The 16,494-nt window shown below is 38.3% G+C and carries 16 protein-coding genes and 1 tRNA gene; 11 read left to right on the top strand and 6 right to left on the bottom strand.

Annotated features, from left to right (window positions below; all coding sequences use genetic code 11):
• Positions 1-666 precede the first annotated feature (666 nt).
• The 9 genes from lepA (at position 667) to ACZ5QH_RS16020 (ending at position 8,122) form a co-directional block, all read left to right on the top strand.
• Positions 667-2,484, top strand: coding sequence for a translation elongation factor 4 (gene lepA / locus ACZ5QH_RS16060; RefSeq protein WP_004717093.1), 1,818 nt, complete (start codon positions 667-669; stop codon positions 2,482-2,484).
• 21 nt (positions 2,485-2,505) lie between these two features.
• Positions 2,506-3,360, top strand: a complete 855-nt coding sequence (gene lepB / locus ACZ5QH_RS16055; RefSeq protein ID WP_004823131.1) for a signal peptidase I — start codon at positions 2,506-2,508, stop codon at positions 3,358-3,360.
• Positions 3,361-3,670: 310 nt separating this feature from the next.
• The gene (locus ACZ5QH_RS16050) at positions 3,671-4,045 is read left to right on the top strand and encodes a DUF4845 domain-containing protein (RefSeq protein ID WP_004717090.1); all 375 of its coding nucleotides are present in this window, start codon (positions 3,671-3,673) and stop codon (positions 4,043-4,045) included.
• Entirely contained in the window at positions 4,017-4,709 is a 693-nt protein-coding gene (gene rnc, locus ACZ5QH_RS16045) for a ribonuclease III (protein WP_004717088.1), read from the top strand. The genes ACZ5QH_RS16050 and rnc overlap by 29 nt, the downstream gene beginning before the upstream one ends.
• Before the next feature lie 5 nt (positions 4,710-4,714).
• Entirely contained in the window at positions 4,715-5,743 is a 1,029-nt protein-coding gene (gene era / locus ACZ5QH_RS16040; RefSeq protein WP_303576255.1) for a GTPase Era, read from the top strand.
• Between the two features lie 20 nt (positions 5,744-5,763).
• Entirely contained in the window at positions 5,764-5,955 is a 192-nt protein-coding gene (locus tag ACZ5QH_RS16035) for an NF038104 family lipoprotein (protein WP_004717085.1), read from the top strand.
• An 11-nt stretch (positions 5,956-5,966) separates the two neighbouring features.
• The gene (gene recO, locus ACZ5QH_RS16030) at positions 5,967-6,686 is read left to right on the top strand and encodes a DNA repair protein RecO (protein ID WP_004717082.1); all 720 of its coding nucleotides are present in this window, start codon (positions 5,967-5,969) and stop codon (positions 6,684-6,686) included.
• A gap of 31 nt (positions 6,687-6,717) precedes the next feature.
• The gene (gene pdxJ, locus ACZ5QH_RS16025; protein ID WP_004717080.1) at positions 6,718-7,443 is read left to right on the top strand and encodes a pyridoxine 5'-phosphate synthase; all 726 of its coding nucleotides are present in this window, start codon (positions 6,718-6,720) and stop codon (positions 7,441-7,443) included.
• A gap of 34 nt (positions 7,444-7,477) precedes the next feature.
• Positions 7,478-8,122 carry a MiaE family protein gene (locus ACZ5QH_RS16020; protein WP_034616324.1) on the top strand — a complete coding sequence of 215 codons (645 nt, stop codon included), beginning with the start codon at positions 7,478-7,480 and terminating at the stop codon, positions 8,120-8,122.
• Positions 8,123-8,293: 171 nt separating this feature from the next.
• On the opposite strand, the gene ACZ5QH_RS16015 is transcribed toward ACZ5QH_RS16020, so the two are convergent.
• Positions 8,294-8,369 (bottom strand) — tRNA-Asn (locus ACZ5QH_RS16015).
• 246 nt (positions 8,370-8,615) lie between these two features.
• Here ACZ5QH_RS16015 and ACZ5QH_RS16010 point away from each other — a divergent pair.
• Complete coding sequence (locus ACZ5QH_RS16010; RefSeq protein ID WP_270385690.1) at positions 8,616-9,095, top strand: hypothetical protein; 480 nt, start codon at positions 8,616-8,618, stop codon at positions 9,093-9,095.
• A 33-nt stretch (positions 9,096-9,128) separates the two neighbouring features.
• On the opposite strand, the gene ACZ5QH_RS16005 is transcribed toward ACZ5QH_RS16010, so the two are convergent.
• The 4 genes from ACZ5QH_RS16005 to ACZ5QH_RS15990 form a co-directional block, all read right to left on the bottom strand.
• Positions 9,129-10,565, bottom strand: a complete 1,437-nt coding sequence (locus tag ACZ5QH_RS16005) for a cryptochrome/photolyase family protein (protein WP_303576422.1) — start codon at positions 10,563-10,565, stop codon at positions 9,129-9,131.
• A 109-nt stretch (positions 10,566-10,674) separates the two neighbouring features.
• Positions 10,675-11,157 (bottom strand): FKBP-type peptidyl-prolyl cis-trans isomerase, encoded by a 483-nt coding sequence (locus tag ACZ5QH_RS16000; protein WP_004717066.1) that lies wholly within the window; start codon positions 11,155-11,157, stop codon positions 10,675-10,677.
• A 143-nt stretch (positions 11,158-11,300) separates the two neighbouring features.
• Complete coding sequence (locus ACZ5QH_RS15995) at positions 11,301-12,587, bottom strand: NAD(P)/FAD-dependent oxidoreductase (RefSeq protein ID WP_004717064.1); 1,287 nt, start codon at positions 12,585-12,587, stop codon at positions 11,301-11,303.
• Between the two features lie 127 nt (positions 12,588-12,714).
• Positions 12,715-13,983: a D-alanyl-D-alanine carboxypeptidase PBP6B gene (locus ACZ5QH_RS15990; protein WP_239045235.1), complete on the bottom strand. Its 1,269-nt coding sequence runs from the start codon at positions 13,981-13,983 to the stop codon at positions 12,715-12,717.
• Between the two features lie 178 nt (positions 13,984-14,161).
• Between ACZ5QH_RS15990 and ACZ5QH_RS15985 the strand changes: the two genes are divergently transcribed.
• Positions 14,162-15,865, top strand: a complete 1,704-nt coding sequence (locus tag ACZ5QH_RS15985; protein WP_303576254.1) for a M61 family metallopeptidase — start codon at positions 14,162-14,164, stop codon at positions 15,863-15,865.
• A 78-nt stretch (positions 15,866-15,943) separates the two neighbouring features.
• Here ACZ5QH_RS15985 and uraH read toward each other — a convergent pair whose 3' ends face one another.
• The gene (gene uraH / locus ACZ5QH_RS15980) at positions 15,944-16,345 is read right to left on the bottom strand and encodes a hydroxyisourate hydrolase (RefSeq protein WP_004717057.1); all 402 of its coding nucleotides are present in this window, start codon (positions 16,343-16,345) and stop codon (positions 15,944-15,946) included.
• Positions 16,346-16,494: the final 149 nt, after the last annotated feature.

The raw sequence follows: 16,494 nt of genomic DNA, 5'->3' as shown, positions 1-16,494 counted from the left end.
ATCAATGACCTGACTGTTTTGTCATTTTGCGGTCACTGTAATTTGTTGTTGAACAAAGATTTCTATTGAGCATGAATCAAGTGCTTTAGATCCGCCAATAAGGTTAATTTCTATCTGCACAGCACCACGTTAATGTTTTTGTTTAGATAAGCTATTACTAAAACGATTGAGGAATATAAAAAGAGTCAAAAAGTTGTAAATAATTTTAATTTTGTTTGAAGCTGCTGCAATTATTTTATGTGTTTTATTGATATTTAGCAGGATCATTCTTTTTTATCATGAGATTTAATCAGTTATTTTTTTATAGTCTGGCTCAAACTTTTTTTGAGTCCGATCCTGTTTTTATTAAAAAGACGATTATAGATTTTACGAACAGAAAGAACATCGCTTATTTCTGCATTAATGTATTATTCGTCAGCATCTGGAAGTATAAGTACCAAGAAAAAGTGCTTGGTTCTGCTTGTTATTGTGGGTCACCAGATTAAAAGCATGGATTGGCGCAGTTGATAAAACAATACACAGCAGGTCTTATTTTTATATGTAATTACTATATTTTTGACCATGTTCTGCTTATACTGTGCAGCAATTAAGATATTTCATTTTTTGCACGTCATAAGTACTTTTGATATTGAGTACATGATTGTGTACATATTTTTAGAGTAGTGTATGGCAGTAGCTAAGAAATCCGTTAATATCAACAATATACGTAATTTTTCGATTATCGCTCATATCGACCACGGCAAGTCGACACTTGCAGACCGTTTCATTCAAATGTGTGGTGGATTGCAAGACCGTGAAATGCAGGCTCAAGTCCTAGACTCTATGGAGCTTGAGCGTGAACGTGGGATTACCATTAAAGCGGCTTCTGTAACCTTGTACTATACCCATCCAAATGGGCAAGAGTATCAATTAAACTTTATTGATACACCGGGGCACGTGGATTTCTCTTATGAAGTATCGCGTTCTCTTGCTGCCTGTGAAGGTGCATTGTTGGTTGTCGATGCTGCACAAGGGGTTGAGGCGCAATCTGTTGCAAACTGCTATACCGCAATTGAGCAGGGTTTAGAAGTACTACCTGTCCTTAATAAAATCGATTTGCCACAAGCAGAACCTGAACGTGTTATTCATGAAATCGAAGAAATTATCGGTATTGAAGCAACACATGCACCAACATGTTCGGCAAAAACAGGTCTAGGTGTAGAGTCTGTTTTAGAGACATTGGTTGACATTATTCCAGCACCGCAAGGTGACCGTGACGCACCTTTACAAGCCTTAATTATTGACTCTTGGTTTGATAACTATTTAGGTGTGGTATCACTTGTTCGTATCAAACAAGGTCGTGTGCGTAAAGGCGATAAAATGTTGATGAAATCAACAGGTCAATCGCACATCATCACTTCTGTTGGTATTTTTAATCCAAAACATACCGATACAGGTATTTTAGAAGCGGGTGAAGTTGGCTTTATCATTGCTGGGATCAAAGACATTTTTGGTGCGCCAGTTGGTGATACGATTACCTTGGCAACCACACCTGATGTTGCAACTTTACCGGGTTTTAAAAAGGTAAAACCACAGGTTTATGCGGGTTTATTCCCAATTGATGCCAGTGATTTTGAACCATTCCGTGAAGCGCTACATAAGTTACAAATTAACGATTCTGCGTTGTTCTTTGAACCTGAAAGCTCAGATGCTTTAGGTTTTGGTTTCCGTTGTGGCTTCTTGGGAATGCTACACATGGAAATTGTACAAGAACGTCTAGAGCGTGAGTATGATTTAGACTTAATCAGTTCTGCGCCTACCGTAATCTATGAAGCATTGATGAAAAATGGCGAAACGATTTATATCGATAGCCCATCTAAAATGCCTGATGGTTCAACGGTTGAAGATTTACGTGAGCCGATTGCTGAATGTCATATTTTAGTGCCTCAAGAATACTTGGGTAATGTCATGACCCTGTGTATCGAGCGTCGTGGTGTGCAAAAAGATATGAAATTCTTGGGTAACCAAGTATCGATTACCTTTGAAATTCCAATGGCAGAAGTGGTTATGGATTTCTTTGATAAATTGAAATCTTGCTCACGTGGCTTTGCTTCGTTGGATTACAATTTCGTGCGTTTTGAGAGTTCATCTCTAGTTAAGGTCGATGTGTTAATTAATGGTGATAAGGTTGATGCTTTGGCAATGATTTGTCATCGTAATGATGCGCGTCACCGTGGTATTGCTTTAGTTGAAAAGATGAAAGACTTGATTCCGCGTCAAATGTTTGATGTGGCGATTCAAGCTGCAATAGGTGCACAAATCATTGCACGTTCAACAGTTAAAGCGATGCGTAAAAACGTATTGGCTAAATGTTATGGTGGTGACGTTTCTCGTAAGAAGAAACTGTTATCGAAACAAAAAGAAGGTAAGAAACGCATGAAGCAAGTGGGTAGTGTTGAAATCCCACAAGAAGCGTTCCTTGCTGTGTTAAAAGTAGAAAGATAAAAACTAGAGGTCTTATTGCTCATGGATTTTGATTTTAATTTAATTCTCGTTCCTGCAACGCTTATATTTTTTGGGCTATGGTTACTGGATAAGTTTGTACTGAAACAACGTGCAACAAAAGGTAAGGGGAATGAAAATGTCATCATTTCATGGGCATATGATTTCTGGCCTGTTCTAGCAGTGGTTTTGGTGTTGCGTTCATTCTTATTTGAACCGTTTAATATTCCTTCTGATTCTATGGTGCCGACTTTAGAAACAGGTGATTATATTTTGGTGAATAAGTTCCAGTATGGTGTTCGTTTACCGATTACCAATACCAAGATTATTGATATTGGTGAGCCACAACGTGGTGATGTTGCTGTTTTCCGTTATCCAGAAAATCCCAAAATTAGCTATATCAAACGTATTATTGGTTTACCGGGTGACCATCTTGAATTCAATAATGGTCAACTTACAATCAATGGCAAAAATGTTGAGCAAGTACCTACTGAGTTTAGTCGTGAAAAAGATATTTTAGATACACCTAAGTCAATCTACTATTATGAAACGATGGGTACACATAAGCATTTAGTTCGTTTGTTGGAAGGTCAAAATACTTTGGTTTCAGCATTTAATTATGCACAGAAAAAACAAGACCTACCTTATGTAGCAACTGCAAATGACCGCTTTGTAAAATCAAATGGTCAAAGTTGGGAAGTGACTGTTCCAAAAGGCCATTATTTTGCCATGGGTGATAACCGTGACCAAAGTGCAGACAGTCGTTTTTGGGGCTTTGTACCTGAAGAGAACTTAACTGGTCATGCAATCTATGTGTGGATGCATAAGGAACCTGGTTTAAAAATGCCTTCATTTAGTCGCAATGGTGCAATTAACTAATCGGCTACAGTTTAGAAAATCAAATAAAGGTCAATTTTTATTGACCTTTATTTTTATCTGTTAAAGCTATAAAGTTGTCTTGATTTATAAGAAAAATGAAATAGAACAAATGATTTAAACTAGCAACTTGATGCAGTTTCAAGGATAATAGCGCGGTAAAGTTTTTTATCACACCAGGGTTTGCAGTGGATAAAAAATTTATAACAATTGAAAATGATCAGTGGGTCTGCAGCAGTGTATTTGACTCAATTATATGATTATTTTCAATTGCGATTAAAGATTATTCATTCTGAGCTGTTGGATAAAAAAAATGCGTAAAAATCAACAAGGCGCTTCATATATTGGAATTTTACTGGGGATAATCGCTTTAGCTTTTATGTTGAAAATCATAGTTGCTGTATGGCCTTTATACTGGGATGATCGTGTGATTAATAATCAAATTGTAGAGCAGATCAAGAATAGCTCTGCTGAAATCACACCAATGAAATTTGCAACAGAAGTTGATAAACGGTTAGAAATGAACAATATCCGAGATACTAAACTTGAGGATATTGCGACTGTATCAACTAAAGATGGTTTACAAGTGACTAAAAAATATGAAGTACGAAAAAATTTCATGCTGAATATAGATTTAGTCCTCACTTTCGAGAAGAGTTTTGATCAAAGGTCAGTTGAAAGTAAGTGATCCTCGCTTACAGAGTAGAATCGGTTACCAGTTTAAACAATACGAGTTATTACAACTCGCGCTGACTCATCGCTCGGTGAGTCACAAATACAACTATGAGCGCCTAGAGTTTTTAGGTGATGCATTGTTGGGTATGATCATCGCAAACTACTTATATCATGCGTATCCTCATGAAAATGAAGGTCGTTTGACGCGTATGCGCGCAACTTTGGTACGCCAAGAAGCATTGGGTAAAATTGCCAATGATTTAAAGTTAAGTCAAAGTTTAATTTTAAGTACAGGTGAATTGAAATCAGGCGGTCATCATCGTGAGTCAATATTAGCAGATACAGTTGAAGCAATTATTGGCGCAATTTACACCGAAACGCGAGATTTGCCTTTGTTGGAATCGATTGTTTTAAAATGGTATGAACCGTATTTAGATCATATCGAACCGACAGATCAACTTAAAGACCCGAAATCACGTTTACAAGAATATCTACAAGCTCGTAAAAAGCATCTCCCAGTTTATGAGGTCGTAGATATTCAGGGTGATGCACCTAACCAGCATTTTAAAGTAGAATGTACAGTAGATGGCTTGCCTAAAATGATGGGTGAGGGATCAAGTCGCCGTTTTGCAGAACAAGCAGTCGCGGCGGATTTTTTAAAGATATTGGAGCAGTAAACTGCATGAGTACACATTCCGATCACAATGATGCTGATCACGAGCCGTCTGAAAACGGTAATGAGTTAATTAATCAATTTTTTAGCTCGCAAGGTACAAAAATCCCTTCGGATTACCGAAGTGGATTTGTTGCAATTGTAGGACGTCCAAACGTGGGTAAATCGACATTGATGAACCATTTATTGGGGCAAAAATTGTCAATTACTTCACGTAAGCCACAAACGACGCGCCATAAAATCATTGGTATTGATAGTCGTGAAAAGTCTCAGGCTGTATTTGTTGATACACCGGGGATGCACAAGAAAGAAGTGCGTGCGATCAATAAAATGATGAACAAAGCTGCACATTCTGCATTGCGTGATGTCAATTTGGTTCTATTTGTTTTAGATGCCCAGAAATGGACACCAAATGATGACTTGGTTTTAGAAAAACTGCAAAATGCAGAAATGCCAGTCGTTTTGATTATCAATAAAATCGATACCTTAGAAAATAAGCGTATGATTTTACCGTTGATCCAAGAACGTGCGAAGTTAATGAATTTTGCTGAAATTGTTCCTGTTTCAGCATTACGTGGTGCAAACTTGGATCATTTGCGTGAAGCGATTGAAAAGTATCTGCCATTCCAGCCACCATTATATTCTTTAGAACAGTTAACTGACCGTTCAGAACGTTTTCTTGCCAGTGAAATCATTCGTGAGAAAATTATGCGTCAGTTAGGCGAAGAGCTGCCTTATGATTTAACGGTTCAAATTGAATCATTTAAAACAGAAGAAGCGACAGTGAATGAAAAAACGGGTCGTCCTAAAGCTGCATGTACTTATATTGATGCCACAATTTTTGTTGATCGCCCTGGGCAAAAAGCCATCGTGATCGGTGAAAAAGGTGCTAAGCTGAAGAAAATTGGTATGGATGCTCGTGTTGACATGGAAAAAATGTTTGAGCAAAAAATCATGCTAACACTTTGGGTGAAAGTTAAAGGCGGTTGGTCTGATGACGAACGTGCTTTAAAAAGTTTAGGCTACAGCGATATTTAATTGACTTTTTGGGAACTGAAATGATTCGAGTTATAGCAATTCTTGCTTGCATAATCATGTTACAAGGCTGTATCACTAAAATTGTGACAGTTCCCGTCAAAGTTGCTTATAAAACCACCAAAGGTGTGGTTAAAGGCACTGCTGCGGTTGTAGGCGCTGTTATTCCTGACGGGGATGATGACGATGATAAGAAAAAACAAAAGGATGATTAAGTTCAAGCTAGATGCGTAATGAAATCTTGCATGGTTATTTAATCCATCATCGAAAATACAGAGAACGTAGTCATATTGTGCACTTATTTACACAAGAGCATGGTCGTGTCGACGGTATTCTTAGACAAACCCCACCACCACAATATCAACCGATTACTTTACAAGCGTCGGGAAAATCCGAGCTTAAAAACTTTTCAAAACTCGAAATACTCAATCAACCGATTTTCTTTTATGGGGATGCTTTCTTTTCAGGCTTTTATTTAAATGAATTGCTACTTCGTTTATGTCCGCTTGAAGAAATGATGTCTGAAACATTTCAGCAATACCATTTAACTTTACAACATTTACAAAAATTGGCTGAACATCCACAAGCTGATTTATTTCTTCGGCAAATTTTACGCCAGTTTGAACACGCACTGTTAGAAGAGTTGGGCTATCCACTGGATTATGGGCATGATTCAAATCAACAAGAGATTATGCTGACCCAACGTTATCAATTTCAATTGGCGGAAGGCTTTACACCAGTGTCATATACTTCGTCTGGGACGTTGCTGGGCCAGCAAATTCTAAGCATGGCAAATTATGAAAAGGGTAGGGATTTTAGCCCAGAGCAGTTACAATTATTGGCTAAACTCTATCGACAAATGATTACTTCACTTTTAGGTGATCGACCATTAAAAAGTCGTCAGCTTTGGGTTCAAAATGCTCAATCTAAAACGTTGAGCCGTTAATTTTATTTTATTGGTTAATTAGGAGAATGTTATGGCTGCATTGCTAGGTGTAAACATTGACCATGTTGCGACCCTCAGACAAGCACGTGGAACAACTTATCCTGATCCTGTGAAAGCTGCATTAATTTGCGAACAAGCAGGGGCGGAAGGCATTACTTTACACTTACGTGAAGATCGTCGTCATATTCAAGATGATGATGTGCGCCGTATGCGACCTGTATTGACGACAAGAATGAACTTGGAAATCGCTGTAACTGATGAAATGGTTGCATTTGCAAAAGAGATTCAACCACATCATGTGTGTTTTGTGCCGGAGAAACGTCAAGAAATCACCACAGAAGGTGGTTTAGATGTGCTTGGGCATTTTGAAGATGTTAAAGCTGCGACTCAGGCATTAACTGCAATTGGTTGTGATGTATCTTTGTTTATTGATGCTGATTTTGCGCAAATTGATGCTGCAATTGCTTGTGGTGCACCCACTATTGAATTACATACGGGTGCTTATGCAGACGCTAAAACTGCTGAAGCTCAACAGATTGAACTCGAAAGAATTATTAAAGGTACTGAGTACGCAGCATCTAAAGGTTTGGTCGTCAATGCTGGTCATGGTTTGAATTTGGACAATGTGGCTGCAATTGCTGCAATTCCTCAGATTCATGAACTCAATATTGGACATTCGATTATTGCTGAAAGTGTTTTTGTCGGTTTGGAACAAGCAGTAAAGGACATGAAGGCCGCACTTCATGCAGCTGGTTAATTTAATTTTTGATTTACGTTGTTGAATATTGATCATGTCGAATATGAATTATGATGAGCTTATGCAACCTGTGATTGCTTTTTTAGGCTGTGAAACGCCAAAAGCATGGTTGGATGAGGCATTGAACAATCTCCCATTGCTCATGCAAGATCATGCGAATTGTGAAAAGAAAGCGGCTGGAACAGCAATGAACTTGATGTTTCGCTACAGTTTTTTTACCGATTTGCAGATCAAATTAGCACAACTTGTGCGTGAAGAAATGTTGCATTATGAACAAGTGTTAGAGTTTATGAGCAAACGTGGTCAAGAATGGAAAGGTCTGAGTGCGGGTCGTTACGCAGGTGGTTTGCGTAAGGAAATTCGTACTTATGAACCAGAAGCGTTGATTGATGTTTTGGTGATTGGTGCGTTTGTTGAAGCACGTTCTTGTGAACGATTTTATGCCTTAGCGCCATTGGTAGATGATGAGTTGGGTCGTTATTACCGTTACTTGCTGAAATCTGAATCTCGTCACTATGAGGACTATTTAGCTTTGGCTTTAGATGTTGCTAAAACTGCTAAATTAAAAGATCCAGAAGAGGATATCCAGCAACGCATCGAATTGATTCGTGAAGTAGAGAAGGATTTGATTTTAACGCCTGATAAGACTTTCCGTTTCCATAGCGGTGTACCGGTTTAACTGCTTGCCTGATTAAAAACTGAATTTACAAAATAGACCAAAGCATTGCTTTGGTCTATTTTGTTGTGCTGTTTAATAAAAACCAGATGGAACTGTTGCTTTAGTTTGTCACACGCTGTGTCTAATCTTGAAATAAAAAAAGCCCACTTTGATAAGTGGGCTTTTAGAATTTGGCTCTCCAACCTGGGCTCGAACCAGGGACCTGCGGATTAACAGTCCGTCGCTCTACCGACTGAGCTATTGGAGAATCTGAATGCGATTATAAGGATATATCTTTAAGGGTCAAGCCTTTCCTGTCATCTTTTCTTCATTTGTACACTGTATGGTTTTTATTTGAGCAATCTATAGATAATTTAAAAAAATTGATTCTGACAGTTGCAATAGTGAAACGGTCTTGTTAGATTAAAACCATAAAGAGTGTTTAAGTTTGACTTAAACAGTGTGGATTTAAAACCAACTTGCCAGCACTAAATGGCTAAATAGGAGACAGCGAATGAATACGCTTACTATTTCTCAAATTTTTGAAAATTTCTCAGTCTACCAAGAAAATTACCTTTCAATCCTGCAAGATCCTGAACAATATTTTATCCAAGTTGAACAAGCCTATTTAGATGTTTGGCCATTTACTGAAAAAAAACTGTATTTGGGCGATCTGTTGCAGCTTTGGTTTAGTGAAAAATGGCTCATTAATACACCGTGTCGATTATTAAATTCATCCAGTCAGGTTTCATCAAGTTCAGACAAGCAGGCTACTCAAAAACCAGTTCAACGGACACAAGATTTTTATCTGTTCCAATTGAGTGGAAGTACCTTATCAGGTTCTAACCATGCGCAAATCTGGTCAGTTTCAGAACAAAAAGTGCTTTATGTTTCTTTGGATCGCATCTTTAAATATTACTGCTATTTTGAATCGATTGAACGCCCAAAAAACCATCCTCAAAACCCACTTAAATTGTTTCAACACGCGATTTAATCAAACGCATTGAGAACGCTTTTAAGTGTGACTTTAAATCTGCTTAAAAGCTTCAATTGCTCGAATACGACTTTGCTTTAAATCCACAATTGGCTTTGGATAGTTGAGCTCTATATTGGGATTTTTTGCATAAGGTTCATGAATGGTTTTTGCGTCTAAATGTGCAAGTTCTGGAACCCATTGTCGAATGTAGTCACCTTGTGCATCGAATTTCTGCGATTGGCTGATAGGGTTAAAAATACGGAAATAAGGTACGGAATCAGTTCCTGTGGATGCACACCATTGCCATCCGCCGTTATTGGCAGCCAAATCTCCATCAATAAGATGTTGCATAAACCATTGCTCACCTAAACGCCAATCAATCAATAGGTTCTTGGTGAGAAACATGGCGACAACCATGCGGATCCGATTATGCATCCAACCTGTGTGAAGTAATTGGCGCATACCTGCATCGACGATCGGAATCCCTGTCTGACCTGTTTGCCAAGCGCTTAAATCATCTGCAGCATCACGCCATTGTAGCTGCTGTGTTGGCATTTTAAAGGGCAAGTGCTTTGACACACGCGGGAAATCAAACAGGATATGCTGATAGAACTCACGCCAAAGTAGCTCATCGAGCCATGTTTGTTGACCAACATGATCAATAGAAAAATGTCCGAATTGTGCTCGAAATAGGGCATTGAAACACTGTCGAATTGAAAGGATGCCTATATTTAAATAGGCTGAAAGCTGGCTGGTGGCTTCAATTTGGGGGAAATCACGTTCGAGTTGATAATGACGGACTTTGTTTTCAATAAATTCATCCAAGACATTCAAGGCATATTGTTCGCCAATTTGCCACTGTTTGTTGATCTGATTCGGATCGAATGTAAAACCAAGCTCGGCCAAAGTCGGCAGGCTATTGTTATTCAACTTGCCCAGATCTATTGCATCATTTAAAGCTTGAGTCTCAGGAATAGGGAAGCATTGCGGGATCGAAATACTCAGTTGTTCATAGCAGTATTTTTTAAATGCACCGAAGACTTGATAGGGTTGATTGGATTTATTGCGAATTGAACCGACAGGGAACAGAGTGCGATCATGATATAAAACCAAATCACGGTTACTTTGATTTAGTTGTGTTTGAACTTGGAAATCTCGATTTAATTCATTAACACCGCACTCAATATTGGCGTGTACATTTTCAATGTCCAGTTTTTGACAGAGTTGATCGATCTCTGCTGCAATGTTTTCCCATAAGGGAACAGTGCGGATAATCAACGGAATTTGAATAGAAGCAAGTTCTTGTTGAATGGCTTGAATTTGACGTAAATAGAAATCAAGCTTAATCGGTGCATCGTCATGCATTTGCCATTGTTCAGGTGAAAGAATCACCAGTGCAATTACAGGACCGCTTTGCGCTGCATGCCATAGGGCAGTATGGTCTTGAATACGTAAGTCTTGACGAAACCAAAGGAGTTGTTTTTGCATAGGATTGATAGGAATGGATTCATTCACACTAGGTTTTCATCAATTTAAACCAATACGCATAAAAAAGGCAAAGTAAAAACTTTGCCTTTTCGATCAGATCAATCAGATCTTAGTGGTGATGACCACCTGCACCGTGTACATGACCGTGCTCTAATTCTTCTGGAGAAGCATCACGAACTTCTGCGATTTCAACTTCAAAAGTAAGATCTTGGCCAGCTAATGGGAAGTTAGCATCAACGATGATGTTGTCGCCTTCGATTGCTTTAACAGTAACGATTTGAACACCATCATCAGTTTGAGCTTGGAACTGCATACCAGCTTCAATGTTCTCAACACCTTGGAACATTTGAGCAGGAACTTCTTGAACGAGGTCAGGGTTGTATTCGCCATAACCTTCAGCAGCTGGGATAGTTACTGTAAATTTGTCACCTACAGTTTTACCTTCTAAAGCTTTTTCTAAACCAGGAATGATGTTACCTGCGCCATGTAAATATGCAAGTGGTTCACCTTGTGATTTATCGAGAGTTTCACCCTCAGCGTTAGTCAGCGTATAGTGGAAAGAAACCACGTTGTTATTTGCAATAGCAGTCATGTTATTGATCCATTCGGTAATCGATAATTTTAAGGCTACATCATAAAGTGAAAAGCAATTTTTGTAGACTAAAATTACTAAAAAATTGCATTTTCATCTGTATTTTGACCATTTTTTCATAAATATGGGCAAAAATTTAAATTTCAATGCAATTTTATTTTTGGCGCGATTTTTCGTGTAACAAAATCTTTAGCCGTTAACAAGCCTGCATGAGCATAGCCATATATCGTCGCTTGATGAATACGATATAAAGACACATACATTGATTTTGCCACGAAACCTTGAACATTGACCTGACCAAGTAGCTCACCGACCGCTTTATTTTCACTGAGTGATACCAGTGAGCCTTTGTCTGCGAACTGGAACATTGGCTGTGGTCGTCCTTTGATGCGTGCATTCATTGCATCTACTAGAAACGAAGCTTGTTGACTTGCGACTTGTGCACGTGGACCAAGTGGTGCTTCTCTTGCATCTAAAATACAATGGGCGCAATCACCAAAGGCAAAAATGTTTGGATCAGCCTGAGTCTGTAAGGTTGCGTATACGTTTAAACGCCCCATGCGATCTTTTTCAAAGCCTGCTAAGTTGGCAATTACTTTAGGGGTTTTTATCCCTGCTGCCCAAACTTTTAATTGTGCTTCTACGGATGTGCCATCACTAAAATAGACTTTTTCAGCATCTACTTTTTCAACACGTTTGCCCGTTAATACATCTATTTTCATTCGTTGTAATTGCTGTGTGGCATGCTCAGCCATTTTTTCAGAAAGTGCAGGTAAGATACGATCAGCGCCTTCAACCAAAGTAATTTTGACATTGTTTGGGTTAATTTTATTTAAACCATATTTATAAAAGTTCTGTTTGGCTTGAACCAACTCAGCTGAAAGTTCAACACCTGTTGCGCCTGCACCAATCACGGCAATGTGTAATTCACGATCAATATTTTTATTTTGAGCATCTAAATACAAGTGCAGTAAGTCCTGTTGGAAGACTTCTGCTTGTTGGCGACTGTCGAGATAATGACAAAACTCTTTAACCCCAGGCGTATTAAAATCATTGGAGACTGAGCCGACAGCCAGAATTAAGGTGTCATAATGCAGGGTGATTTGCTCTTGATTGGATTCATATTTACTGGTTTGGGTTTTGCTGAGCTCGATGGTTTTGTTATCACGATCTAAATGTTCAAAACGACCCAAGACAAATTCATAGTGATGCTTGGCTGCATGCGCATAATAATTGGTTTCTTCATCACTTGGGTTCATGGTGCCAGCTGCAATTTCATGCAGCAATGGTTTCCAGATATGGGTGAGTTTTTGGTCAACAAGGGTGATTTTGGCTTTTTTACTCTTTCCAAGCGTATCACCGAGTTGTGTCACCAGTTCTAAACCACCAGCGCCACCACCAACAATCACGATATGATGTAGATTTGACATAGAAAACCTAAATTGTTGTTATGAAAATAGAATGGCATAAATATGCCATTCTATTTAATTGTTTAGGTTTTTTTTGTATTACAGGTTACATAATTATAATAAATCTAACTAAATTGGTTGGTTTTAATTAAATTCCAAAAATCGACTTGATCCATTCCATTAAACGTTCAAACCAAGAGGCTTGTTCAATATGCACTTCATCTTCAATATCAAAACTTTGAATCAGTTGATTGTTTTGGTAAACATTCACTTTTGCCAAATGCATGATCTTTTCTAAAGGTGCGGTAAGTGATGTCTCATTCAGTTCAACATTCAAATGGGTTTGAGTTGTTGTAAGCGGTTCAACTGCTGCCAAGAGACCATTTGCCTCAGTTTTCATGATACGGCTATTTACAACATCAAAAGTCGCTAAATCAATTGGTGTCGCATCGTTATATAAAGATGTGGTAATGAGTTGAGGTTTTTTTGCTTCAACCTTAAACATTTTTAAGGTGGATTTAACTACAGGAAGCTCAGCAATCAATTGTTTGTCTTTAATTGCGACTTCATCACGGGTGTAGGCATAGCCCAAGTTTAACAGTTTATGTGCAATTTCCGCGCGTTTAACTGCACTTTTTGCACCCATCACCACCACAATTAAACGACGATCAGGAGACTCTGTAATAGCAGAAGGACGATGCGCTGTCAGTGCTAAGTTATAGCCGGCTGCTTTAGTAAAACCCGTTTTTAAACCATCTACACTTGGATCAGACTTTAAAACAAGGTTGGTGGCATGATGAAAATGTTGGTTATAACTAAAACTTGGCATCACTGAATAATGCATATATTCAGGGGTTTGTGATGTGACTGCTTGACCTAAGATCGCCATATCATGTGCTGACGAAAAATGATCAGGCATGGTAATGCCCGGAGGGTTGGCAAAATGAGTATCCTTCATTCCCAAGGCTTGTGCTTCTTGGTTCATACGAGCAACAAATGCAGGTACACTACCTGAGATACGTTCTGCCAGCGTTACTGCTGCATCATTGGCAGACATCACAATCAATCCAGCAAGAAGTTGGTCAATTGAGATTTGCTCACCTTGCTTCAGGTACATTTGAGATTCATCCCATTGCACGATCTGAACTACAGGGGTTGCAGTAATAATCTCTTCTTTTTTGATATGACCTGCTTTGAGTTCTTTCAACGCAATATAGGCGACCATCATTTTGGTCATGGATGCTGGGGCACGCTGTACATGACTATTATATTCAGCAATGGTTTGACCCGATTGCGTATCTAATATTGTCCAAGCTTCAGCTTCAACAGATTGCGGATTAATATTAAGTAAAGCGGCGTTAACAAACGTGGAGCAAACCAAGCCAGTTATCGCGATAAAAGAAGCAAGAATTTTCAACAGATTTACCTTTAAGCCAATCCTATGGCAAGAGTGCATAAACTTTGCGAATGCTATGCCTTTTTTGCACTCTTCGCTAGTCAGAATCGTAGACAATTGCGACTAAAATCGCCTGACTTTGTAAAAAAATGCTAATCTAATTGGTAATTTCTCACTGTCTATTTTCGAATATATATTTATGTTGCATTATCAGATTGAATTTGACGATTACCGTCAGCACCTCATTCATGTCACATTGCGCTTTCTGGCGAACCCTACTCAAGTTTTGTCACTTCCTACATGGATTCCTGGTAGCTATTTGATCCGTGAGTTTTCTAAACATATCGAATCTGTGAAAGCCTATGATGAAGCGGGTCGTCAACTGCAAATTAATAAGTTTGAAAAAAATAAATGGCGTTTATATAACACCGACCATGAACTGATTACTGTTGAATATGATGTTTATGCCTATGACCTTTCGGTACGTGGCGCATATGTCGATCAAACCCGTTTATATGTCAATCCTGCTTGTGTCTGCCTAGGGCTACAAGACCAAGAAGAATCAGCAATCGAAGTTGAAGTATTTTTACCTGAAGAATTAAAGCATTTTCAAATTGCCACAGGTTTAGAGTCAAGAAGCTTGGTGAAAGGGCGCTATACCTTAAAAGCCAACAATTATGCACAATTGATTGATGCACCATTCGAATTGGCGGATCAAACCCGTTTTAGTTTTGAAGCGAATGGGATTCCACATGAATTTGTGGTTTCTGGTCAGCATACAATGAATGCAGCGCGTATGAAGCAAGACCTTGAAAAAATCTGTAGTACAGAAATTTCAATGTTTGGTTCAGCACCTTTTGAAAACTATACTTTTATGACCATGGCAACTGGCAATAGTTATGGTGGTTTAGAGCATCCGAATAGTACCAGTCTGATTTCGCCACGTGATGATTTTCCTAAAGCAAATGAACCTGTAGAGCCTTCTACGGATTATCAACGCTTCCTTGGGTTGTGTAGTCATGAATATTTTCATTCATGGTTGGTTAAATTTATCCGCCCTGAAAATTTTGCAAATTACGATTTAGATCAGGAAGGCTACACCTCACTGTTATGGATTTTTGAAGGTTTCACCTCTTATTATGATGATTTGATTCTGTATCGCAGTGGTGTGATTTCTCAAGCATCTTATTTAAAGTTGCTAAAAGGGCAAATTGATCGTTATCTACAGAATCCGGGACGTTTTATTCAATCTGTTTCAGAATCTAGTTTTGACGCTTGGATTAAATTTTATCGTCAGGATGAAAACTCAAATAATGCTGGAACCAGTTATTACAATAAAGGCTGTTTGGTTGCACTCAGTTTAGATTTAGGTCTACGTTTACGTGGTTCTAGTTTGGATGCGTTAATGCGCCGTTTGTATGAAAATACCCAAAAGGGCATGCAAGTCAATGAGCGTACCATTGTCGAACTGTGTAATGAACTGACTGGCGATAATTGGATCGAACAGATTAATCATTTGATTAATACCACAGATGAATTACCACTGGATCAATTGTTCCCTGAATTTGGTTTGAGCTATAGCTTGCAAAATGAAAAAGCACTTCCATTTGGTTTAAAAGTTGCTGAAAAAGCTGAGGGTGTCATTATTCAGCAAGCGCGTCGTGATGGTGTTGGCGCAAAAGCGGGGCTGTCTGCCAATGATGTGATCATTGCGATTGATGGTTTAAAAGCGTCTGAAAAACTTTTAAACCAATATGCAAAACAGCAAGGTCAATTTACGGTTTATGCATTCCGTCGTGATGAGTTTTTACAATTTGAGTTGCAAGGCGGCGAAGTTGCGTTGACTACGGTTGAGTTAACTGTATTAGATCAAGCCAAAGCTGAGAAATGGTTAAAGGCTTAATTAAGTTGTGTACCCCAAAAAACCGATGTTAAAACACATCGGTTTTTTTTCGCCTAAAATTTAACGTTGTATGATCAATCAATTACCACGATATGTTGAATATCCATAAGGGCTAATCAACAGTGGAATATGATAATGTTCAAGACTTCCATCAATCACAAAAACCACAGGAACTTCTGGGAAAAAAGCACGTTGGTTATTTTGTTTAAACCATTCACCAGTTTGAAAAGTAACCTTATAAACACCTTTATCTAATACTTTGTTTTCAGGGTATAAGGATGAAATTCGCCCATTACTGTCTGTGCTTCCTTCATTAATTTTTACCCATTTATCTTTTTGTTGCGCTTCGAGAATGACTTTAACATTGCTTGAAGGTAAGCCATTTTCAAGATTTAATACATGTACGCTTAATGGGTTTTGGGCAAAACAAAGCCCAGAAAATAGGGTTGCTGAAATAGCTAAAGTTAATTTTTTCATCATCAATTTTTACTAAGACTAAAATCACTATGTTAAGGTCAAGTTGAAGTGTTGCCGTTAAAAAAATGTAAAATTATATTAATTGTTAAAATTTAATCAAGTGTCAGAATTAAAATAATTTTTATTTAACAATAAGATAGATAATTAAAATA

This window comes from Acinetobacter sp. Ac8, from assembly GCF_055392545.1.
The sequence above is the reverse complement of the archived record's forward strand: the minus strand, read 5'-3'. Positions and strand labels throughout refer to the sequence as shown.